General features: G+C 72.3%; 21 protein-coding genes. 15 read left to right on the top strand and 6 right to left on the bottom strand.

Going from position 1 to position 20925, the window contains the following annotated elements:
* Positions 1 to 8: 8 nt before the first annotated feature.
* Both AMK27_RS13280 and AMK27_RS13275 read right to left on the bottom strand, forming a co-directional pair.
* A complete protein-coding gene (locus AMK27_RS13280) occupies positions 9 to 986 on the bottom strand; it encodes a hypothetical protein (RefSeq protein ID WP_073906212.1) in 978 nt (325 codons plus the stop codon).
* Between the two features lie 191 nt (positions 987 to 1177).
* Positions 1178 to 1672 carry a hypothetical protein gene (locus tag AMK27_RS13275; RefSeq protein ID WP_073906210.1) on the bottom strand — a complete coding sequence of 165 codons (495 nt, stop codon included), beginning with the start codon at positions 1670 to 1672 and terminating at the stop codon, positions 1178 to 1180.
* Positions 1673 to 2333: 661 nt separating this feature from the next.
* On the opposite strand from AMK27_RS13275, the gene AMK27_RS13270 reads away from it, so the two are divergent.
* The 4 genes from AMK27_RS13270 to AMK27_RS13255 all read left to right on the top strand — a co-directional run bounded on the left by AMK27_RS13270 (position 2334) and on the right by AMK27_RS13255 (position 7327).
* Entirely contained in the window at positions 2334 to 3560 is a 1227-nt protein-coding gene (locus AMK27_RS13270; RefSeq protein ID WP_073906208.1) for an RCC1-like domain-containing protein, read from the top strand.
* 14 nt (positions 3561 to 3574) lie between these two features.
* On the top strand, positions 3575 to 4762 hold the full coding sequence (locus tag AMK27_RS13265) for an RCC1 domain-containing protein (protein WP_073907458.1): 1188 nt from the start codon (positions 3575 to 3577) through the stop codon (positions 4760 to 4762).
* Positions 4763 to 4907: 145 nt separating this feature from the next.
* On the top strand, positions 4908 to 6089 hold the full coding sequence (locus AMK27_RS13260) for an RCC1 domain-containing protein (protein ID WP_073906206.1): 1182 nt from the start codon (positions 4908 to 4910) through the stop codon (positions 6087 to 6089).
* 239 nt (positions 6090 to 6328) lie between these two features.
* The gene (locus AMK27_RS13255) at positions 6329 to 7327 is read left to right on the top strand and encodes a TAXI family TRAP transporter solute-binding subunit (protein ID WP_073906204.1); all 999 of its coding nucleotides are present in this window, start codon (positions 6329 to 6331) and stop codon (positions 7325 to 7327) included.
* A gap of 93 nt (positions 7328 to 7420) precedes the next feature.
* Here the strand turns inward: AMK27_RS13255 and AMK27_RS13250 are convergent, their stop codons facing one another.
* Complete coding sequence (locus AMK27_RS13250; protein ID WP_073906202.1) at positions 7421 to 8872, bottom strand: sensor histidine kinase; 1452 nt, start codon at positions 8870 to 8872, stop codon at positions 7421 to 7423.
* Between the two features lie 18 nt (positions 8873 to 8890).
* Positions 8891 to 9604: a response regulator transcription factor gene (locus AMK27_RS13245; RefSeq protein WP_073906200.1), complete on the bottom strand. Its 714-nt coding sequence runs from the start codon at positions 9602 to 9604 to the stop codon at positions 8891 to 8893.
* 274 nt (positions 9605 to 9878) lie between these two features.
* Here AMK27_RS13245 and AMK27_RS13240 point away from each other — a divergent pair, with 274 nt between their 5' ends.
* The 8 genes from AMK27_RS13240 to AMK27_RS13210 all read left to right on the top strand — a co-directional run bounded on the left by AMK27_RS13240 (position 9879) and on the right by AMK27_RS13210 (position 16464).
* Entirely contained in the window at positions 9879 to 10667 is a 789-nt protein-coding gene (locus AMK27_RS13240) for an amino acid ABC transporter ATP-binding protein (protein WP_073906198.1), read from the top strand.
* Positions 10668 to 10721: 54 nt separating this feature from the next.
* Positions 10722 to 11543 carry a glutamate ABC transporter substrate-binding protein gene (locus AMK27_RS13235; RefSeq protein ID WP_055603333.1) on the top strand — a complete coding sequence of 274 codons (822 nt, stop codon included), beginning with the start codon at positions 10722 to 10724 and terminating at the stop codon, positions 11541 to 11543.
* 120 nt (positions 11544 to 11663) lie between these two features.
* Entirely contained in the window at positions 11664 to 12338 is a 675-nt protein-coding gene (locus tag AMK27_RS13230) for an amino acid ABC transporter permease (RefSeq protein ID WP_055603334.1), read from the top strand.
* Positions 12339 to 12399: 61 nt separating this feature from the next.
* Positions 12400 to 13224, top strand: an 825-nt coding sequence (locus tag AMK27_RS13225; protein WP_241847478.1) for an amino acid ABC transporter permease, incomplete at its 5' end; no start/stop codon positions are given.
* A gap of 193 nt (positions 13225 to 13417) precedes the next feature.
* Positions 13418 to 15211 carry an FAD-dependent monooxygenase gene (locus AMK27_RS13220; RefSeq protein ID WP_073906196.1) on the top strand — a complete coding sequence of 598 codons (1794 nt, stop codon included), beginning with the start codon at positions 13418 to 13420 and terminating at the stop codon, positions 15209 to 15211.
* 32 nt (positions 15212 to 15243) lie between these two features.
* On the top strand, positions 15244 to 15330 hold the full coding sequence (locus AMK27_RS44535) for a putative leader peptide (RefSeq protein WP_311605579.1): 87 nt from the start codon (positions 15244 to 15246) through the stop codon (positions 15328 to 15330).
* A gap of 103 nt (positions 15331 to 15433) precedes the next feature.
* Positions 15434 to 16039: a cysteine dioxygenase gene (locus AMK27_RS13215; protein ID WP_079188416.1), complete on the top strand. Its 606-nt coding sequence runs from the start codon at positions 15434 to 15436 to the stop codon at positions 16037 to 16039.
* Positions 16036 to 16464: a rhodanese-like domain-containing protein gene (locus AMK27_RS13210; protein WP_079188415.1), complete on the top strand. Its 429-nt coding sequence runs from the start codon at positions 16036 to 16038 to the stop codon at positions 16462 to 16464. Before AMK27_RS13215 ends, AMK27_RS13210 begins: the two co-directional genes overlap by 4 nt.
* 38 nt (positions 16465 to 16502) lie before the next feature.
* Here the strand turns inward: AMK27_RS13210 and recX are convergent, their stop codons facing one another.
* Together recX and recA are read right to left on the bottom strand one after the other, a co-directional pair.
* On the bottom strand, positions 16503 to 17069 hold the full coding sequence (gene recX, locus AMK27_RS13205; RefSeq protein ID WP_030325669.1) for a recombination regulator RecX: 567 nt from the start codon (positions 17067 to 17069) through the stop codon (positions 16503 to 16505).
* A gap of 4 nt (positions 17070 to 17073) precedes the next feature.
* Entirely contained in the window at positions 17074 to 18210 is a 1137-nt protein-coding gene (recA, locus tag AMK27_RS13200; RefSeq protein ID WP_198955861.1) for a recombinase RecA, read from the bottom strand.
* Positions 18211 to 18670: 460 nt separating this feature from the next.
* On the opposite strand from recA, the gene AMK27_RS13195 reads away from it, so the two are divergent.
* The 3 genes from AMK27_RS13195 to AMK27_RS13185 all read left to right on the top strand — a co-directional run bounded on the left by AMK27_RS13195 (position 18671) and on the right by AMK27_RS13185 (position 20734).
* Entirely contained in the window at positions 18671 to 19294 is a 624-nt protein-coding gene (locus AMK27_RS13195; protein ID WP_073906192.1) for a GOLPH3/VPS74 family protein, read from the top strand.
* Between the two features lie 145 nt (positions 19295 to 19439).
* Complete coding sequence (locus tag AMK27_RS13190) at positions 19440 to 20171, top strand: helix-turn-helix transcriptional regulator (protein WP_073906190.1); 732 nt, start codon at positions 19440 to 19442, stop codon at positions 20169 to 20171.
* A 32-nt stretch (positions 20172 to 20203) separates the two neighbouring features.
* A complete protein-coding gene (locus tag AMK27_RS13185; protein ID WP_073906188.1) occupies positions 20204 to 20734 on the top strand; it encodes a DUF3291 domain-containing protein in 531 nt (176 codons plus the stop codon).
* Positions 20735 to 20925: the final 191 nt, after the last annotated feature.

The following is a 20925-nucleotide window of genomic DNA, read 5'->3' as shown; positions in this document are numbered from 1 at the left end:
CCTCCGGGTCAGTGGGCGTGGGACGGCAGGACGACTTCGCGCTTGGGATCGGCGCCCGGCGGCACGGCCCGCGCGGCGGGCACCTCCCGTGCCGCGGTGCGGAGGCCGGGCCCGGTGGGGCTGTTGTCCCCGTCGGGCTGGGTGTCCCCGACGGGGCGCTTGCGGCCGCAGAGCTTGTCGGGGACGGCGTACGTCTGGGCCACGAAGGAACTGGTGTTGACCATCGAGGGGCTGTCCACCACCACGCCGAGGATCTTCTTCCCGTTGTCCGCGACGAGGCTCCCGACGACGCGCCGCATGGCGGCGCTCGCGCCGAAGACCAGCATGTCGTAGGGCTTCACGGTGGTCTTGTAGGTGGTCGACTCGGTGTTCTCGATCGTCCAGGACTTGGAGTACGTGGCCTTGAAGGCGGCCTCGAAGGCGAGTTTGGCGCTCAGCGAGCCGGCCACCTTCGCGCCGCCCGCGACATTGGTCTTCGTGCCGATCTCGGAGGTGGGCCCGTCCTTCAGGTTGGGCATCTTGTGGTTGCTGTTGATCTCGTTGCTGAGGTTGGTGGTGACCTCGCCGGAGGCGGTGACCGTGCCCTCGGCGGTGATCTTCCCGGAGATCTCGCCGCCGATGTTGTCGGTGCTGCTGGTCTTGAGGGTGACGGCCCGGTCGACGCCCATGTCGCTGACGGTGCAGTTGACGACGGCGTTGCCGAGGGACTTGACGGCGGTCGCGTACTCGCGGTCCTGCTTCGGGTCGATCGTGAACGAGCAGGCCGTGCGCTTGGTCCCGCAGTACTCCAGGACGTCGGCGATCTTCGCGGCGCGGCCGTCCGCGGTGACGGCGCGGGCGACCGGCGTCTCGCCCGGCCCCTCCTCGACGGAGCCGGCGGCGGCGGGCGGGGCGAGCAGGGCGAGGGGTGCGGTGAGTCCCAGACTCAGGACGAGGGTGAGGGGGCGGGCCAGGGGCGGGACGGCGCAGGGACGGCGCGAGGACATGACGAAGGAACCCTTCGGGACGAGGGACAGGGGACTGACTGGGGGGAGAGAGGAGCGGATCAAGCGTGGGACGGCGGAACGGGCCGGCCGGGGGTAGGACAGCTGCACGGGCCGGCCGAGGGGAGGACGGCAGAACGGGCCGGCCGAGGCAGGACGGCGGAACGGGCCGGCCAGGGGTGGGCCGGGCCGCGTCAGGGGCCGAGCAGGGAGCAGAGCTGGGAGGCCGGGAAGGGGGACTGCCCCGGGTCGGTCGAGCCCTGCGGCAGCGAGGCGGGGAAGGCGTCGCAGGTGGTCTCGACGGTCTTCGCCGCGTTGTCGGAGGGCTCCGGCTCATAGGCGGAGAGGGTCGCGCCCATGTCCTTGAAGCCGTCCTCCTCGCGGCCGCCCTTGCCGGCCAGCTTCTCCATGCAGGAGGCCGAGCCGGGCGGGCACTCCTCCAGCTTCTTGCCCGCCGCCTCGATGTCCTTGCCGGCCTTGGCGGCCGCCTCCTGGGTCTTCTTCTGGTCGCCCTCGATCTTCTTGGCCGCTTCGGCGTTGCCCTCCTTGTCCTTGCACTCCTGGTCGTCGGGCTGGCACTCGGCGCCGTACGCGACGGGGGCGAGGGGGCCGGCGACGGGAAGGGCGAGGGCGGCGACGAGGACTGCGGACCGCAGCAGGCTGCGTACCGACGTCTTGCACACGGGCATGGGAACTCCCTTGGGACAGGGGTGATTTGGTGGGCTCGGCTGGGGACGCCAGGGGCGGACAGGGGACTGCCCTCAAGATCACCGAGCGCTTCCAGACGCTAACCGTCGGGGCCTCGGCACCCCGGCAGGACACACGGCGCGGCGCGCACCCCGGAGGCCGCTCACCACTTCGGCGGAGCGCGCACGGGGCCGCTCCGAAAGGCCGGATCCCGGGTGCCGGCGGACCCGTACCCCGGGCCGGTGGTCCACCCGTTCGTAGGGATTCGGCGGGAGGGACGCACGAGCGGGCGCGCGTGTCCGGCGGGGCTTCTCACTCACCCGGCCGCCGCCGTTCGGCCGCCCGCCAGGGGCGCCGTCCGCGCCCCGCTCGCCGTTCGCGGCGGGGGTGAATGCGCCCCCGCGACGCGGCCCCGAACGGAGGGCCGACAAACGGGTGTTTCGGCCGCTCCAGCGCGCCCTGGTGATCGTTTTCGGTCAGTCTGCTGATGTGCCCGGCGGCCCGTCCCGGCCGCCGCACGAGGCCGTGGTCACCCCATGCCCGAGGCCTCGGCACGACGTGTTCGCATGACCCGCGACCGGCCCGTGCGCGACCCCGCCCCCGGCGGACGCCATCGGCCGGGCGCCGCGCTCCCGTATGTCCCCGTCGAAGGAGAGCAGAGCCATGTCCCGTTCACGACGCAGTCCCTCGCGCACCACAGCGCGCGCCCGGCGCCTCGCCGCCGCCGCCCTCGCCTCGGCGGCCCTCACCGCCGTACCGGCCCTCGCCCCCGCGGTGCACGCCAACGAGGGCAACCCGACTGTGCTCAGCTGGGGTGCGGGCCGCACCGGCCAGCTCGGCAACGGCACCCTCGCCGACAGCCTCAGCCCGTCCTCGGTCACCAGCCTCTTCCGTGGGGACGTCGACCAGATGTCGGCCGGGGGCACCTCGTCCGCCGACTCGTTCGCCCTCGCCCGCACCGACAAGACGGTCAAGTCCTGGGGCCACAACTCCTCGGGGCAGCTCGGCAACGGCGGCAACACCAACCAGGCCGTGCCCACCACCGTCCCCCGCCTCACCCAGATCAAGGACGTCGCCGCCGGCGGGAAGCACGGCCTCGCCCTCGACACCGGCGGCCAGGTGTACTCCTGGGGCGACAACTCCTACGGCCAGCTCGGCAACAACCGCACCGGCGACAGCCGTACGGTCCCCGACCGCGTCCAGGGCATGCCCAAGGTCAAGCAGATCTCGGCCGGCTGCGACTTCAGCCTCGCGCTCCTGGAGAACGGCAAGGTGTACGCCTGGGGCCGCGGCATCCACGGCCAGCTCGGCACCGGAAACCGCGCCACCAGCTCCGTACCCCGGCAGGTGCTCGGTCTGGAGAACATCGTCGAGGTCGACGCCGGCTGCCACCACGCGCTCGCGCTGACCGCCGACGACACCGTCAAGGCCTGGGGCTACAACCTCTACGGCCAGCTCGGCAACTCCTCCACCAAGTCCGCCACGCTCCCCGTCGACGTGGACTGGATCGAGGGCGTCTCCGACATCGAGGCCGGCGCCTTCCACAACTACGTCAAGACGAGCGACAGCCACGTCTGGGGCTGGGGCAACAACCAGTACGGCCAGCTCCTGGAGGGTGACGAGGCCTTCGACTCCAACGTCTCCCGCACCAACCGCACCGCACCCGTCGAGATCCCCCGCCTGGAAGGCGTCCAGCACCTCGCGGCCGGCGCCCGGCACGGCGTCGCCGTCACGGCCGACGAGGTCTTCACCTGGGGCCACAACGGCGAGGGCCAGCTCGGCAACGGCACGACGGTCGCCCGCTACGAGTCGGTGAAGATCCTCAACGAGGGTTCGGCGATCAAGGCGGTGGCCGTCTCGCTGGGCGGCAACACGACGTACGCGTACTGAGGCCGGTGAACGGCATGTCGTACCCGTCGTCCGTACGGACCGCGCTCGCCGCGGCCGTCGCACTGACCGCCCTGGCGGCCGCACCGACACCCGTGCAGGCCGAACCGCGTGATCCGTGGGTACGGTCCTGGGGGCTGAACATCGGGTCCCAGCTCGGCAACGGCACCACGCTCGACCAGACGACCCCGGGCTCCGTCCCCGGAGTGGCCCGCGGCGACGTCCGCGAGCTCTCCGCCGGAGGCTTCAACAGCAACCTCTCCTTCGCCCTCGCCCTCCTCGGCGACGGCACGGTCCTGTCCTGGGGCGGCAACACCTCGGGCCAGCTCGGCGACGGCACCACCACGCAGCGGGGCTTCCCCGCGGCGGTCGCCGGACTCTCCGGGGTGTCCTCGATCGCCGCGGCGGGCGGGCCGTTCGCCCTCGCGGTACGCGGCGGACGCGTCCTCGCCTGGGGCACCAACGCCTACGGGCAGCTCGGCAACGGCCTCACCACCCCCGACGCGTCCGGCCCGGCGACCCGCCCCGTCGCCGTCCAGAGCCTGACCAAGGTCAAGGACGTCTCGGGCGGCTGCGAGCACTCCGTCGCCCTCCGGGAGGACGGCACCGTCTGGACCTGGGGCAGGAACCAGTTCGGCCAGCTCGGCAACGGCGGCGACGCCGACCGGAACACGCCGCAGAAGGTGCCCGGCCTCGACGACGTCGTGGCCGTCACCGCCGGCTGCCTCCACACCCTCGCCCTGACGGCCGGGGGCACGGTGAAGGCCTGGGGCCACAACACCAACGGCCAGCTCGGCGACGACAGCACCGAGCACCGCAGGGTGCCCGTCGACGTACAGCATCTGGACGGCGTCACCAAGATCTTCGCGGGCGCCTACCAGAGCTACGCGGTGCTCGACGACGGCACCGTGCGCGCCTGGGGCTGGAACGGCCAGGGCCAGCTCGGCGACGGCAGCACCGTCCCCCGGACCACACCCGTTCCCGTCCCCGGCCTGAGCGACGTCCAGGACATGGCCGGCGGCTGGCAGCACACCCTCGCCGTCCGCTCCGACCAGTCCGTCCTCGCCTGGGGCAACAACAGCAACGGCCAGCTCGGCAACGGCACGACCGACTCGTCCCCCACCCCGGTCACGGCCCTGCCGGCCGGCAGCGGCATCACCCGCGTCGCCGCCTCGGTCGCGAACAAGTCCAGCTACGCCTACTGAGCTCCGACGGCTCCCGACGACTCGGGCGACTCCGACGACCCAGGTGACCCGGACCACTCCGACGACTCAGGTGACTCGGGTGACTCCGACGACTCGGGCAGCTCACGCACACTCCCACGACCCTCACGCATCGAAAGGCACGCAGATGACCCCACCCCTGCGTCTCACCCTCCTCGCCGCGCTGTCCCTCGCGGCCCTCACCGCCTCCACCCTCCCCGCCTCCGCCGGCACCGACCCCTGGGTGCGCGCCTGGGGCGAGAACACCCAGGGCCAGCTCGGCAACGGCAGCGTCCTGGCCCAGCAGACCCCCGCGGCCGTCCTCGGCATCACCCGCGACGACGTGCGCGAGCTCTCCGGAGGCGGCGGCGGTGCCGCGGCGGCCGCCAACCCCTTCGCCGTCGCCCTCCTCAAGGACGGCACCGTGAAGAGCTGGGGCTCCAACGCCACCGGCCAGCTGGGCAACGGCACCCTCGTCGCCCAGTCCTTCCCCGCGACCGTCGCCGGACTCTCCGGCGTGAGCGAAGTCTCCGCGGGCCTCAACCACGCCCTCGCCGTCAAGGGTGGCCGGGTCCTCGCCTGGGGCAGCAACGCCTCCAAGCAGCTCGGCACCGGCCAGGACACCACCAACCCGTACCGGGCCCCGATCCCCGTACAGAGCCTGGACAAGGTCAAGGACGTCGGCGCGGGCTGCGACTTCAGCGTGGCCCTCCGGCAGGACGGCACGGTCTGGACCTGGGGCAAGGGCGACAACGGGCGCCTGGGCACCGGCAACAACACGACCCGCGAGACCCCGCAGAAGGTGCCCGACCTGGTCGACGTCGAGTCGGTGGCCGTCGGCTGCGACCACGTCCTCGCGCTCACCGCCGACGGCGTGGTCAAGTCCTGGGGCAAGGGCGCCGAGGGCCAGCTCGGCAACGACTCCACCGCCGACAGCAGCAAGCCGGTGGACGTCGCCTACCTCGACGCCGTGGCCAGAGTCTTCGCCACCTCCGCGTCCGGCTTCGCCGTCCTCGACGACGGCAGCCTGGCCGGCTGGGGCAAGAACACCGACCGGCAGCTCGGCGACGGCACGAACGCCAACCGCACCACCCCGGTCGTCCTGGACCACCTCAAGGGCGTCCAGAGCATCTCGGGCGGCGCGGACTTCACCGTGGCCGCGCTGGACGACGGTTCGGTGATCGGCTGGGGTGCCAACGCGGCCGCCCAGCTCGGCGACGGTACGACGAGCGGTACGACCGGGACCTCGACGGTGACGGCGCTGCCGCCCAACAGTGGCATCACCCACGTCGCCACCACCGTGACGGGCAAGTCCGCCTTCGCCTACTGAGCGGCACGGCCGCGCGGACCCCCCGCCGGGCCCGCGCGGCCGCACGCGGGCCGCCCCCGCTCCGTACCGGCCGCTCACGCTTCGTACCGGCTACTCACGCTCCGTACCGGACGCCCGGGCCGCGTACCGGACGCTCGCGCTCCGCCCCCGGCGGGTGAGGGACCACTCCGGCTCCGGCCAGGGGCCCTCACCCGATCGAACCTGGCCAGACACGCCCGCGGCCTGGCAGGATCGCGTGCATGTTCGCCTCCCTCTCCCGTGCCGCCCGCCGCCGTGTCCTGGCGGGCGCGACCGCGCTGCTCGCGGTGTGCGGGGTGCTGGTGTGGTGGCTGATGCCCTTCGGTTCCCCTGTTCCGAGCGGCTCGGTCACCTTCAGCACGGGCGTCTCCACCGGCGTCTACCAGCGGTACGGGGACCTCCTCAAGCAGGACCTCTCGGAGGACCTGCCCGAGGTGTCGATAACGCTGAAGGAGAGCGAGGGCTCCCAGCAGAACGTGCAGCGGGTGGCCACCGGCGAGGCCGACTTCACCGTCGCGACGGCCGACGCCGTCGCCCAGTACCAGCGGGAGCGCAGGCCCGGCTGGGAGCGGCTGCGGGGCTGCGCCCGGCTCTACGACGACTACGTGCAGATCGTGGTGCGCAAGGGCTCCTCGCTGCAGAAGGTGCAGGACCTGCGCGGCCTCCGGGTCGGCGTCGGCCAGAACAGGTCCGGCGTACGGCTGGTCGCCGACCGGGTCCTCGCGGCGGCGGGCCTCACCCCTGACCGGGACATCGTGCCGGTCTCGGCGGGCATCGACACCATGCCGGACCTCCTGGAGCGGGGCGAGCTTGACGCCTTCTTCTGGTCGGGCGGCCTGCCCACGCTGCCGGTGCAGACGCTGTCCGAACGCTTCCCGGTCCGGCTGCTGCCGCTCGACGCGGCCCTCGTCGACCGGCTCCACGACGTCGGCGGCTCGACCCGCCACTACCGGTCCGCGGTGATCCCGGCCGACGCGTACTCCAAGGCGCAGGACGGCCGGCAGATAGAGACGCTCGCGGTGGCGAACCTGCTGGTCACCACCGAGGAGGCCGACGACGACCTGGTCGAGGGCTTCACGCGTACGGTGATCGGGAGCCGGGACCGGATCGGCCGCAAGGTCCACCCGGCCCAGCTGGTGGACCTCAGGACCGCCGTCTACACCGAGCCGCTGACCCTCCACGACGGAGCGCGCCGCTACTACCGCTCGGTAAAGCCCTGAGCCTCCCGAACGGGCCCCGCCCCTGACCGGCCTGGGCCTGACCACTCGCCGTGGAACTGCCCCGCCCGCTCCCCGCCCTACCGCCCCGCCGTCCTACCGCCCCTCCGGCGTCCACCGCTCCTCCGGCGTCCACCGGTCCCCCGGTCGTGCCACCGGCCGGTTCCGCGGCACGGTGACCGTCACGCGCAGTCCGTGGGGCTCGTTCGGCGCGAACGCGATGCCGCCGCCGCCCGCCGTGAGCAGGACGCGGGTGATCGAGAGGCCGAGGCCCGAGCCCTTGACGTTCTGGTGCCGGCCCGCGCGCCAGAAGCGGTCGCCGACCCGGCCCAGCTCCTCGTCCGTGAGACCGGGCCCGTGGTCGGCCACCACCACGGCGACGCTCTCCCCGCCGGGCTGGACCTTGGCCGTCACGGTGACCTCCTCCCCGGCCGGGGTGAACTTCAGCGCGTTGTCGATCACCGCGTCCAGCGCGCTGGAGAGCGCCACCGGGTCCGCCCAGGCCGTGACCGCCCCGCACTCCCCGGTGAGCACGACGCCCTTGTCGTCGGCGACCGGCCGCCAGGACGCGACCCGCTCGGCGGTGAGCGCGCCCACGTCGGTGAGCCGCAGCTCGGCCGCCGTGTGTTCGGCGAGCGCCAGGTCGAGGAGGTCGTCGAGGACCTGCGAGAGGCGCTTGCCCTCGGTCCGTACGGAGGCGATCTCCTCGTTCCCCTCGGGGAGCTCCATGGCGAGCAGCTCGATCCGCAGGAGCAGCGCGGCCAGCGGGTTGCGCAGCTGGTGGGAGGCGTCGGCGACGAAGGCCCGCTGCTGTTCGAGCGCCTCCTCGACGTTGTCGGCCATCTCGTTGAACGAGAGCGCGAGACGGCGGAGCTCGGGCGGTCCGCCGGTCGCGGCGACCCGGGAGTTCATCCGGCCGGTGGCGATGTCGTGGGTGACGGAGTCGAGGACGCGGACCGGCCGCAGGACCCAGCCGGTGAGCCGGAACGCGGCGCCGACGGCGACCAGCATGGCCAGGGACTCGCCCGCGAAGATCAGCAGCCAGCCGCGCAGGATGCGCATGCGGAGCTGCCCGGTCGGCGAGTCGGTGACGACGACCGCGACGACGTCGCCGTCGCGGACGACCGGCGAGGCGATGATCAGCCGGGCGTGGGCCTGCCAGGGCCACACCTGGGGCGGGTCGTGGCTGCGGCGGCCGAGCAGCGACTCGTTGAAGGCGCGGCGGCCCTCCCCTTCGTAGGGGACCACCCAGTCCTCGGGGGCGGCGGCCATGGACTGGTTGTCGCGGTAGAAGATCCCGGCACGGATGTCGTACACGTCGTGGTAGCTGGCGAGTTCACCGCCGAGCGTGGTGCTGCGCTCGTCGGTGCCGGGGCTGGTCGGGCTGACGAACTGGGCGAGCGCGGCGAACCGGGCGGCGTCGTCGAGGCGGTCGACGACGACGCGCTGCTGCTCGGAGGCGGCGAGGCTGGCGGCCAGCGGGAAGCCGAGGGCGAGCAGGACGCCGGCCATCAGCACGATGAGCAGCGGAAGGAGGCGGGTGCGCACGGAGGGGCCGTCCGACGGTTATACGGCGGGGGCGACCAGGCGGTAGCCGACGCCCCGCACGGTCTCGATCAGGGCGGGCATCCGGAGCTTGGAGCGCAGGGAGGCGACGTGCACCTCCAGGGTGCGGCCGGTCCCCTCCCAACTGGTGCGCCAGACCTCGCTGATGATCTGTTCGCGGCGGAAGACGACTCCGGGGCGCTGCGCGAGGAGCGCGAGGAGGTCGAACTCCTTGCGGGTGAGGGGCACGCTCTCGCCGTCGACGCTGACCCGGCGGGTGGGCAGCTCGATGGTGACCGGGCCGAGTCGCAGCTGGGTCCCGTCGGCGGCCGCGCCGCCGCCCGTGGTCTCCTCCGGGCCGGCGTTGCGCCGGCTGACGGCGTGGATCCGGGCGAGGAGCTCGCCGGGGTCGTACGGCTTGACGACGTAGTCGTCGGCGCCGAGGTTGAGCCCGTGGATCCGGGAGCGTACGTCGCCGCGCGCGGTCACCATGATCACCGGGGTGGTGGTGAGCTTCCGGATGCGGCCGCAGACCTGGTAGCCGTCCTGGTCGGGCAGACCGAGGTCGAGCAGGATCACCCCGTACGAGGGACGCTCGCCCTGTGCCGTGGGCAGCACGGCCTGGAGCGCCTCCTCACCGTTGCGGGCGTGGGTCACCGTGAAGCCGTGCTTGGCGAGGATCGCGGAGAGGGCGGCGGCGACATGATCGTCGTCCTCGACGAGCAGCAGTCGCATACGTACCTCCTCCGTGGTCGCGGTCCCGATATCGGTTCTCTGTGTACCAGGTGGTACCAAGGCATGAACACCGATGATCGGTGTCACAGTCAAGTGTCCCCCGGTGACGGCGGCGTTTCCGTTATGCAGCCGGTACGGCCCGGGGTGCCCCCTTCACACACTGTGTCCGGTTGCGGCCGGATCGTTATCCTCAATTTCCGCTCAGATCTGATGACGGTCGTCACATCGGGTCTCTAGTGTCCTCCCCAACCGAGGAGGACGGAGCTAGAGCCCGATGAGCGGAGAGTCAGTGTCCAAGGGTCTCGAGGACACCCCCCGCGCCACGGACGGCGACCTGGTCGTACTGTCCGGCGTGAACAAGCACTTCGGCGCACTGCATGTCCTCCAGGACATCGATCTGACGATCAGCCGCGGCGAAGTCGTGGTCGTCATCGGACCCTCCGGGTCCGGCAAGTCGACGCTGTGCCGCACGATCAACCGGCTGGAGAGCGTCGACTCCGGCACCATCACCATCGACGGCAAGCCGCTGCCGGCGGAGGGCAGGGAGCTCGCGCGCCTGCGTTCCGACGTCGGCATGGTCTTCCAGTCGTTCAACCTCTTCGCGCACAAGACGGTGCTCGAGAACGTGATGCTGGGCCAGATCAAGGTCCGGAAGACGGAGAAGAAGGCCGCCGAGGAGAAGGCCCGCGCCCTGCTCGACCGGGTCGGGGTCGGCAGCCAGGCGGACAAGTACCCGGCGCAGCTGTCCGGCGGCCAGCAGCAGCGTGTGGCGATCGCCCGCGCGCTGGCGATGGGCCCGAAGGTCATGCTGTTCGACGAGCCGACCTCCGCGCTCGACCCCGAGATGATCAACGAGGTCCTCGAGGTCATGCAGCAACTGGCGCGGGACGGCATGACGATGGTCGTCGTGACCCACGAGATGGGCTTCGCGCGCTCCGCCGCCAACCGGGTCGTCTTCATGGCGGACGGCCGCATCGTCGAGCAGGCGACGCCCGAGGAGTTCTTCAGCAACCCGCGCAGTGACCGGGCCAAGGACTTCCTCTCCAAGATCCTTCACCACTGAACGAGTTCGGGCCTATCCTTCCCAACTCACTTCTAGACCAAGGGACATTCCTCGATGAAGCTTCGTCGCACCCCTGCCGCCGCCGCGGCCGCCGTCGTCCTCGCGCTGACCGCCACCGCCTGTGGCACCGGGTCGGACTCGGGCAGCAACGGTGACAAGATCACCATCGGCATCAAGTTCGACCAGCCGGGCCTCGGCCTGAAGACCCCGGACGGCACGTACGCCGGCTTCGACGTCGACGTCGCCAAGTACGTCGCCAAGGAGCTCGGCTTCGCCGAGGACAAGATCAACTGGAAGCAGGCGCCGAGCGCCGAGCGCGAGAACCTGATCAAGAACGGTGACGTGAAGTTCGTCGTCGCCAGCTACTCGATCAACGAGAAGCGCCTCAAGGAGGTCGACTTCGCCGGTCCGTACTTCGTGACCCACCAGGACCTGCTGGTGCGCGCCGACGACTCCTCGATCACCAAGGTCGACGACCTCAACTCCAAGAAGCTCTGCTCGGTCACCGGCTCGACCTCCGCGCAGAACGTCAAGGAGAAGCTCGCCCCCAAGGCCGACCTCCAGCAGCTCGGCGGCTACTCCGAGTGCCTGACCGGCCTGGAGAACAAGCGGGTCGACGCCCTGACCACGGACGCCTCCATCCTCGCGGGCTACGCCTCGCAGAAGGAGCACCAGGGCAAGTTCAAGCTCGCCGGTCTCTCCATGAGCGACGAGAACTACGGCATCGGCCTCAAGAAGGGCGACAGCGAGCTCAAGGGCAAGATCAACAAGGCCCTGGAGAAGCTGGTCTCCGACGGCACCTGGGACAAGCTCGTGAAGCAGCACTTCGGTCCCTCGGGCTACAAGAACGACCCCGCGCCGAAGATCGCCGGCTGAACCACCCCGCCCGGTCCATGACGGCCGCCCCGCTCGGCGGCGGCCGTCACACCGGCACCGGCCGCTGCCCACGCACCGGCCTCCACACCGACCGACCACCAGGGGAGAGCGCGGGGCATCGTGTTCGACTTTCTTGATTCCGGGCAGTACGACCTGCTCGGCGCCTTCTGGGTGACGGCGAAGCTCGCCCTCTACTCGGCGATCGGCTCCCTGATCTGGGGCACCGCCCTCGCCGCCATGCGAGTCAGCCCGGTACCCCTCATGCGGGGCTTCGGCACCACGTACGTGAACCTCGTCCGGAACACCCCGCTGACCGTCGTCATCGTGGCCTGCTCGTTCGGCCTCGACCAGACGCTCGGGATCACGCTCGGCGCGGACCGCTCCGAGGACATCGGCTTCCGGCTCGCGATCCTCGGACTCATCGCCTACACCGGCACCTTCGTCTGCGAGGCGCTGCGCTCGGGCATCAACACCGTGCCGGCCGGGCAGGCCGAGGCCGCCCGTGCGCTGGGGCTGAGCTTCTTCCAGGTCCTGACCCTGGTGGTCCTCCCCCAGGCGTTCCGCGCGGCGGTGGCCCCACTCGCCAACGTCCTCATCGCCCTCACGAAGAACACCACCGTGGCGGCGGCCATCGGCGCCGCCGAAGCGGCCCTCCTGATGAGGGAGATGATCGAGAACGAGGCCGACGCGCTCTTCGCCGTCTTCGCCGTCTTCGCCTTCGGCTTCATCGTCCTCACCCTTCCGACCGGCCTGTTCTTCGGCTGGGCGGCCAAGCGACTGGCGGTGAAGCGATGAGCTCCGTCCTGTACGACACCCCCGGACCGCGTGCCAAGCGGCGCAACCTGCTCTTCACGANGGGTTCCTCGCGGTCCTCGCCCTGGCGGCGTGGTGGGTCCTGGCGGCCCTCAACGACAAGAACCAGCTGGCCGCCGACAAGTGGAGTCCGTTCGTCACCGACTCCCGGGTCTGGACGACCTATCTGCTGCCCGGTCTGACGGAGACCCTCAAGGCGGCCGGCCTCGCGATCCTGATCGCGCTGCCGCTCGGTGCCCTCCTCGGCATCGGCCGGCTCTCCGACCACCGCTGGGTGCGGGTCCCCGTCGGCGCCGTCGTGGAGTTCTTCCGCGCCATCCCGGTGCTGCTCCTGATGGTGTTCGCGAACGCCCTCTACCGGGAGTTCACGACCGTCAGCTCCGACTTCCGCCCGCTCTACGCGGTCGTCACCGGCCTCGTGCTCTACAACGCCTCGGTGATCGCCGAGATCGTCCGGGCCGGTGTGCTCTCGCTGCCGCGCGGCCAGGGCGACGCGGCCGAGGCGCTCGGCATGCGCAAGGGCCAGACCATGATGTACGTCCTGCTCCCGCAGGCCGTCACCGTCATGCTCCCCGCCCTGGTCAGCCAGCTCGTCGTGATCGTCAAGGACACGGCGCTCGGCGGCGCGCTGCTCGGCTTCACGGAGCTGCTCAGCCAGAACCGGCAGATCACCGCCAACTACGGCGCCAACACGATCGCCACCTTCACCGTCATCGCGCTGATCTACATCGCCCTCAACGCGATCGTCACCGCCCTCGCCGGACGCCTGGAGAAGCGCCTGCGCCAGGGCAAGAAGTCCGCCGGGCCGGCCATCCCCGCGCAGGGCGGACCGGCCGAGGTGAAGAGCGACGCCGTCAGCGGCGCCTGACCCCGCCAGGGGTCCGTGGGACAACAGGGGTGGGCCGGAGCGGTACTGACTTCAGGTCAGCCGCACCGCGCCCACCCCGTCGCTTGACGCAAGCACCCTCAGTGGGTTGCATACGGTCTGTGATCAAGCACCGGGCTCGTGCCACACTCAGATGTGCTGCCCCCATGACTTTCCGGCCTTCAGGAGCCGCGCCGTGGACCCGGTGATCATCGTGGGCGCGGGGCCGGTCGGCCTCGCGCTCTCCCTCGCGCTCGCCGCGCAGGGCGTGCCCAGCGTCGTCCTCGACGAGGGCGCGGGCAAGGACGAACCACGCCCCGCGCGCAGTGTCGTGCTGCGCGCCGACATGGCCGCGATGGTCGAGCGGCTCGGCTGCACCACCCTCCGTGACGAGGGTGTCCGCTGGGTCGGCTGGCGCGGCATGCGCCGCCGCCAGCTGGTCCGCCACCTCACCCTCGACCTGGGACTCGGCGGCACGGAGGAGTGGTCCGAGGACCCCGCCGCGCCCTCCGCCCCGGCCGCGCCGCTGCACATCCCGCAGCACGCCCTCGCCCGCGGGCTGCGGGCCGCCATCTCCCACCAGAAGCTGATCCGGCTCGTCCCCGAGGCCCGCCTCGACACCATCGAGCAGGACCGCGACGGCGTCGTCGCCCACACCCGGGGCCCGGCGGGCACCTGGTGGCGCGGCAGCCACCTCGTCGGCTGCGACGGCGCCCGCTCGACCGTACGCAAGCTCCTCGGCATCCGCTTCCCGGGCCGTACGGCCGTGGAACGGCACGCGGTCGCCGCGCTCCGCACCGAACTCCCGTGGCCCGGCGAGGCCCTGCTGCACCGTCAGCCGCCATGGCGCGGCGCCGCCGACGAGATCACCGCCCGCCCGCTGCCCGACGGGGTCTGGCGGATCGACTGGCTGCTGCCGCCCCGGGGCGACCTCGTCACCCCCGACGCGCTGATCGCCCGGATCCGCGAGACGCTGGCCGGCTGGTGCGACGGCGTGACTCCTCCGTACGAACTCATCGACACCGGCGTCCACACCCTCCACCACCGGCTCGCCCGGCGCTGGCGGGTCGACCGCGTCCTCCTCGCCGGGGACGCGGCGCACCTGCTGGGCGCGGTCGGCACCCAGGGCCTCGACGAGGGCCTGCGGGACGTCGACAACCTCGCCTGGAAACTCGCCCACACCTGGCACCACGGAGCCTCCGAGCGGCTCCTCGACAGCTACCAGAGCGAGCGGCGCGCGGCCGTCGCCCACCGGCTGCGCGGCGCCGACCAGTCACTGCCGGTGCTGCGGGGCGGCGGCGGCCTGCGGACGTACCTTCCGGGGGCGGCGCGCGGTCATGACGCCCTCCTCACCGACGGCCATGTGGGGCGCGGCCCGCTCGGCGCGCCCCCGGCGTACCCCCACTCCCCCCTCGCGCCTCCGTACACCGAGGGCCGGACCCCGGTCGGCACCCCGGAGGGCGCCCCGGTCGAGGACGTCCGCGTGACCGCCCCGGACGGCACGACCGTACGGCTCCGGGACCGGTTGGGTCAGGGCCGCCTCCTCGTCCTCCTGGTCGCCCCCGGCACCGGGGTGTGGGACCGGCGGCACTGGCGCGGTGCCGGGGTGATGCCGCGGCTGGAGGAGGCGGTCGCCGCCCTCCCGGCGAAGGCCGAGGTCCTGGTCGCGGAGGCCTACCCGGGCGCCCCCGCCCACGCCGTCCTGCTGGTACGGCCCGACGGGCATCTCGTCGCGGCCTTCGCCGGGGTCCACCCGAAGGAGCTGTACGCGGCGGCGGACGCGGCCCGCGGCGGCTCGCCGGCCGACGACCCCGAGGACGTCCCGGAGGACGAGCCGGAGACCGGTTCGAAGGCCGGGACGAAGGCGGGCGCGAAGGCGGGCGGGAAGGCGGGCGGGAAGGCGGGCGCGAAGTCCGGAAAGAAGGCCGCGGCGAAGGTGGGGGCCGCCGGAGTGTCCACGGGGAGTGACCGCACAGCGGACATGCATTGATTCCCCTCGGCGCACATGGTGTACTCCGGAGCGTGACCGACACCGATGTGCGCCTGTGGCGGAGGGTCCATATGGACCTCGTCCGCTATGCGGGCTGCGTGTGTCGCCCGTCCTGCTGATCTCGCCCCTTCCCCGCGCGCGCCCCGCCATCGCCGTACCTCCCGGTACGTCCGTGTGCCGTGCTGCCGTCGCGCGCTCTCAGCGAACCCAGGACGGTCACCCGTGTCCCACCCCGCCCCCGCACGCCCCCTGAGCGCTTCCGCCGACGCGTCCCCCGACGTCTCGGCGGGCGCCTCCGCCGACTCCTCCGGCGCGCACGCCGCCCCGCCCTCCGGCGCCCCGACGGCGGCCGATCTGCTCGACTTCGTCCGCCGTACGGCGGCGGACCGGGAGCTGGTCGACTCCCTGCCGCTCGACCCCGAGGGCCGCACCTGGGTACGCCTCGAAGGCCCCGGCGGCAGCGAGGCCTGGCTCATCGGCTGGCCGCCCGGCACGGGCACCGGCTGGCACGACCACGCCGAGTCGCTGGGCGCCTTCGCCACCGCGCGCGGCACCCTCACCGAGAACGCGCTGGCGGTCCGGCTGCCGGCGAGCGGCTGGAAGACCCTGGAACTGGCCGACGGCCTCGACCGCTCCCGTCGGCTCGGGGAGGGCAGCGGCCGTGCCTTCGGCCGACACCATGTGCACGAGGTGCTCAACGAGTCGCCCGACACCCACGCCGTCTCGGTGCACGCCTACTACCCGCCGCTCCCGCTGATCCGCCGCTTCAGCCGGACGGGAGCGGTACTCCGTCTCGAGCAGGTCGAACGCCCGGAGGACTGGCAGTGAGCAACATCGACGGCGACAACGACCGCGACCGCGTCGGCATCGACGAGCTCCTGGAGCAGGTCAGGTCCGGCCTCGACCGGATCGAGCCGCGTACCGCCTACGAGGCGTACGAGGCCGGCGAGGCGCTCCTGGTCGACACCCGCTACGCGGCCCTGCGCGAGCGGGACGGTCTGATCCCGGGCGCGCTGGTGGTGGAGCGCAACGAACTCGAATGGCGGCTGGACCCGCAGGGCAGCCACCGCGCCCCCGAGGCGACCGGCCACGACCTGCTGGTGGTGGTGCTCTGCAACGAGGGCTACGCCTCCTCCCTCGCGGCCGAGTCCCTGCGCCGCCTGGGCCTGCACCGGGCGACCGATCTGATCGGCGGCTTCCAGGCCTGGAAGGCGGCGGGCCTCCCGGTCCTGCTGCCGACGACAGCGGGCTGAGCCCGGACGGGACGCGTCCTTCTGATCTCCCCCGGGGATCAGAAGGACTCGTCGAGCCCGTCCGTGTCCTCGCCCTCGGCCTCCAGCGCCTGGCGGACGACGCGGAGGGCCATGCCCTCGGGATAGCCCTTGCGGGCGAGCATCCCGGCGAGCCGTCTCAGGCGCCGGTCGCGGTCGAGACCGCGGGTGGCGCGCAGCTTGCGGGCGACGAGCTCCCGCGCGGTGGCCTCCTCCTGGTCGGAGTCGAGCTGCTCCACCGCCTCCTGGATGAGCGCCGGCTCGACGCCCTTGGTCCGCAGCTCGCGGGCGAGGGCCCGGCGGGCGAGCCCCCGGCCGTGGTGGCGGGACTCCACCCAGGCCCCCGCGAAAGCGGCGTCGTCGATCAGCCCGACGTCCTCGAAGCGGGAGAGGACCTCCTCGGCCACCTCGTCGGGGATCTCCCGCTTGCGCAGTGCGTCGGCGAGCTGCTTGCGCGTGCGGGGGTTCCCGGTGAGCAGGCGCAGGCAGATCGCCCGCGCCCGCTCAGCCGGGTCCTGGGGTGACAGCTCCTTCTCGGCCCTCGACGAGTCGGGACTGTCACCCGGCCATTCGGTGCGACCGGTCACTGGTTCAGCTCTTGGCCGCGGTGGCCTTGGTCGCCTTCGCGGTCTTGCTCGCGGGTGCCGGGACGCTCTTGGCGGCGTCGTCCGTGCCGGCGGTGTCCGCGGCGGCGGCCGCGTCCGTCGCCGTCTCGGCCGTGGCGGCCTCGGGCCGGACGCCGACGCCCAGCTTCTCCTTGATCTTCTTCTCGATCTCGTCGGCGAGGTCGGGGTTGTCCTTCAGGAAGTTGCGGGCGTTCTCCTTGCCCTGGCCGAGCTGGTCGCCCTCGTACGTGTACCAGGCACCGGCCTTGCGGACGAAGCCGTGCTCCACGCCCATGTCGATCAGACCGCCCTCACGGCTGATGCCCTGGCCGTAGAGGATGTCGAACTCGGCCTGCTTGAAGGGGGGCGCGACCTTGTTCTTGACGACCTTGACGCGCGTACGGTTGCCGACCGCGTCCGTGCCGTCCTTGAGGGTCTCGATGCGGCGGATGTCGAGGCGCACCGAGGCGTAGAACTTCAGGGCGCGGCCACCGGTCGTGGTCTCCGGCGAGCCGAACATGACGCCGATCTTCTCGCGGAGCTGGTTGATGAAGATCGCGGTGGTCTTGGACTGGTTGAGCGCACTGGTGATCTTCCGGAGCGCCTGGCTCATCAGTCGGGCCTGGAGACCGACGTGGGAGTCGCCCATCTCGCCCTCGATCTCCGCGCGCGGGACGAGCGCGGCGACGGAGTCGATGACGATCAGGTCGAGCGCGCCGGAGCGGACCAGCATGTCGACGATCTCGAGGGCCTGCTCGCCGTTGTCCGGCTGGGACAGGATGAGGTTGTCGATGTCGACGCCGAGCTTCTTGGCGTACTCGGGGTCGAGGGCGTGCTCGGCGTCCACGAACGCCACCTGGCCGCCGGCCTTCTGCGCGTTGGCCACCGCGTGCAGGGTCAGGGTCGTCTTGCCGGAGGACTCCGGGCCGTAGACCTCCACGACACGGCCGCGCGGCAGGCCGCCGACACCGAGGGCGATGTCGAGGGCGGTCGATCCGGTCGGGATCACCTCGATCGGCTCCTGGGTGCGGTCGCCCATGCGCATCACGGCGCCCTTGCCGAATTGGCGTTCAATCTGTGCGAGCGCGGCGTCGAGCGCCTTCTCGCGGTCGGTTCCTGCCATGGGTTCCACCCGGTTTGCTTGAGTCGATCGCTTCATGTGAAAGACGCTAACCCCTGCCACTGACAATGGGCCCCGACGTCCCCTCCAGCCTGTGGACAACTCGGCGGGAAGCCCGAGATTCCAAGGGCCGGGCTTCCATGAGAATGGATGTTCGATTTCAGTGTCAAGCACACTCGCGGGTGACACGCCGCCGTGTCGCGACACGGCGGCGGTCCCTTCGCCACCGTCCCGTCGCGGGTGGGGGGAGCGGCGGGTTCGCCCGGGCCCTCGACCCGCCCGCCCCCTCACCCGACGACCGCCGGGCGGAACTCCCCTCCCCGCGGCGGGGCTTCGGAGGTGCGGGCCGGGGGCGATACTGATCGTGGCAGCCGCCTCGCACCCGACCGGTCCGGACAGGGCCGGGCCGGGCCGGACGAGGGCGGGCGCACGCACCTTTGTCGATGTTCCGAGGGGAGCCTTCATGACCACGGCGAAAGACCTGTTCATCATCGCCATGGACCCGAGGCCGGAGCGTTCCGTGGGCCAGGGGGACCTGTCGCTCGCACTCGCGGGAGCCGAGCTGATCGACCTCCTCGGCGCCGGGGCCGTCACGGTGGACGACGACCGCATCGTGCCGGGCGAGCCGTCGACGCCGGACGACCGGCTCCTCGGCGAGGCCGCGGCGGCGCTCTCCCGCGAGGAGCCGTACGAGCTCGTCGAGGACTGGCTGTGGCGCCGGGGCCGCGAGCTCTCGGCCGCGTACCGGACCGCGCTGGAGGGCGCCGGCGAACTGAAGCGGAAGCGGAGCGGCCTGCTGCCCTTCGGGCCGGAGCACGTGGAACCGGCCGACACGCCCGCGACCCGCCGGGCCGCCGACCGCTGGGAGGAGAACGAACCCGTCCTGGCAGCCCTCGCCTCAGCCGTGGGCATCGACAGCGGACGCCCCGACGAGAAGTCCGGCCTCGGCGAAGAGTCCGACCTCGGCGACGAGGCGGTCACGACCGTGGTCGCCGTCGTCCACGACGCGGTGATGGAACTCGAAGCCGTACGCCAGAGGCGGACCATCGAGAACACCGCCTTCGCCAACATCTGGCGCGGACCGTGAGCCGGCCCCAGATCTAGACCCCGGCCCCGACACCGAACCCGACTCCGACTCCGACTCCGACTCCGACTCCGGGGGGTCGTAGCCGCCCCGCGCGCCCTTCCGTCCGGCTTCTATCTCCAATCCGCGTTGTTCCTAGAATGACCGGATGGAGGACACGCAGGACATCGACGCTATCGCCATGCTGCAGGACCCGGTACGGCGCCGCCTGTACGAGTACGTGGTGGCACAGGGCCGCGAGGTCGGGCGCAACGAGGCCGCCGAGGCCATCGGGGTGGCGCGGACGCTCGCCGCGCACCACCTGGACAAACTGGCCGGCGCCGGGCTCCTGGAGAGCGGCAGCCGCCGCCTGACGGGCCGCTCGGGGCCGGGCGCCGGCCGCCCCGCCAAGGTCTACACGCGGGCGCGTGCCGAGCGATCGGTGTCCCTGCCGGCCCGCGACTACCGCACCGCCGCCGAGCTGCTCGCCGAGGCCGCCGAGCAGGCCGGGCTCGACGCCGGACTGTTCGCGGCCGCGCGCCGCCGGGGCGAGGAGCTGCGCGACTCCGCGCCGCCCTGCGGCGACCTGGACGAGGCCATGAGGACGCTGGCGGCACGCGGCTACGAGCCGCACCTGGAAGCCGCCGAGCACGCCGACCATCCCGGGCACGACGAGGACGCCGCGCGCGCCGAGGACGCAGCCAACGCGACCCCGACCCTGCGCATGCGCAACTGCCCCTTCCATGCCGTCGCCGAACGCTTCCCGCCCCTCGTCTGCGGCATGAACCTCGCACTCCTGGAGGGCCTCCTGGGTGCGGACGGCGCCGTACGCGCCCGCATGGACGCCCGGCCGGGCGAGTGCTGCGTCGTGGTCGAGACTTCTAAAAACAACATTCATTGACATAGAAATCGACGCCATGCTGGGATGAGGCCATGACCGCATCCCCGCACGCCGCCGCCCACCTCGCCCAGCTCAACGTCGCCACGCTCCTCCACCCTCTCGACGACCCGCGCCTGGCGCCGTTCGTCGAGCAGCTCGACCCGGTCAACGCCGCTGCCGACGGCACCCCCGGCTTCGTGTGGCGGCTGGTGGAGGACGGCGCGACCGACGCCACCGCCCTGCGCCCCGCGGGCGAGGACGTCATCGTCAACCTGTCGGTCTGGGAGACCCAGGAGGCCCTGTGGGACTTCGCGTACCGCAGCGGGCACCTGGAGGTGATGCGGCGGCGCCGCGATTGGTTCGCCCGGCACGTCGAGTCGCACCTGGTGCTGTGGTGGGTCCCCGCAGGGCACGTCCCGAGCGTCACCGAGGCCCTGGAGCGGCTGGCGGACCTGCGGGCGAACGGCCCGTCACCGCGGGCGTTCACCTTCGCCTCCTCCTACAGCGCCACCGAGGCCGCAGAGCACAGCGAGCACGCCGAGCACGCCGAAGTGGCGTCGGTCGGGGAGTCACCCGCCCGCTGAGGAGCCCGGGCGCCGGCCAGGCGGTCGCGCGTCGGCCAAGCATCCGCCGGATGCGACGCCACGAACTGCTCCAGGTCCGCCGCACCGACCCCGTCGTCGCCGCCGCCTTCGCCGCCATGGACGGCCCGGCGTCCTGGCTCAGCGACCGGGGCTACCGCACAGTGGACGGCCTCTTCGAGACCTGCGCCGTC

The sequence above is a fragment of the Streptomyces sp. CB02009 genome (genome assembly GCF_001905825.1).
Classification (GTDB): domain Bacteria; phylum Actinomycetota; class Actinomycetes; order Streptomycetales; family Streptomycetaceae; genus Streptomyces.
This window is presented reverse-complemented; position numbering and strand designations above follow the sequence as displayed.

Excerpts from the sequence above, each read along its gene's own strand:
- AMK27_RS13260 (WP_073906206.1), top strand. The coding sequence starts at position 4,908 with ATGACCCCACCCCTGCGTCTCACCCTCCTCGCCGCGCTGTCCCTCGCG.
- AMK27_RS13245 (WP_073906200.1), bottom strand. The coding sequence starts at position 9,604 with ATGCGACTGCTGCTCGTCGAGGACGACGATCATGTCGCCGCCGCCCTC.
- AMK27_RS13195 (WP_073906192.1), top strand. The coding sequence starts at position 18,671 with ATGACCACGGCGAAAGACCTGTTCATCATCGCCATGGACCCGAGGCCG.
- AMK27_RS13255 (WP_073906204.1), top strand. The coding sequence starts at position 6,329 with ATGTTCGCCTCCCTCTCCCGTGCCGCCCGCCGCCGTGTCCTGGCGGGC.
- AMK27_RS13190 (WP_073906190.1), top strand. The coding sequence starts at position 19,440 with ATGGAGGACACGCAGGACATCGACGCTATCGCCATGCTGCAGGACCCG.
- recA (WP_198955861.1), bottom strand. The coding sequence starts at position 18,210 with ATGGCAGGAACCGACCGCGAGAAGGCGCTCGACGCCGCGCTCGCACAG.
- AMK27_RS13270 (WP_073906208.1), top strand. The coding sequence starts at position 2,334 with ATGTCCCGTTCACGACGCAGTCCCTCGCGCACCACAGCGCGCGCCCGG.
- AMK27_RS13275 (WP_073906210.1), bottom strand. The coding sequence starts at position 1,672 with ATGCCCGTGTGCAAGACGTCGGTACGCAGCCTGCTGCGGTCCGCAGTC.
- AMK27_RS13240 (WP_073906198.1), top strand. The coding sequence starts at position 9,879 with ATGAGCGGAGAGTCAGTGTCCAAGGGTCTCGAGGACACCCCCCGCGCC.
- AMK27_RS13265 (WP_073907458.1), top strand. The coding sequence starts at position 3,575 with ATGTCGTACCCGTCGTCCGTACGGACCGCGCTCGCCGCGGCCGTCGCA.
- AMK27_RS13235 (WP_055603333.1), top strand. The coding sequence starts at position 10,722 with ATGAAGCTTCGTCGCACCCCTGCCGCCGCCGCGGCCGCCGTCGTCCTC.
- AMK27_RS13280 (WP_073906212.1), bottom strand. The coding sequence starts at position 986 with ATGTCCTCGCGCCGTCCCTGCGCCGTCCCGCCCCTGGCCCGCCCCCTC.
- AMK27_RS13185 (WP_073906188.1), top strand. The coding sequence starts at position 20,204 with ATGACCGCATCCCCGCACGCCGCCGCCCACCTCGCCCAGCTCAACGTC.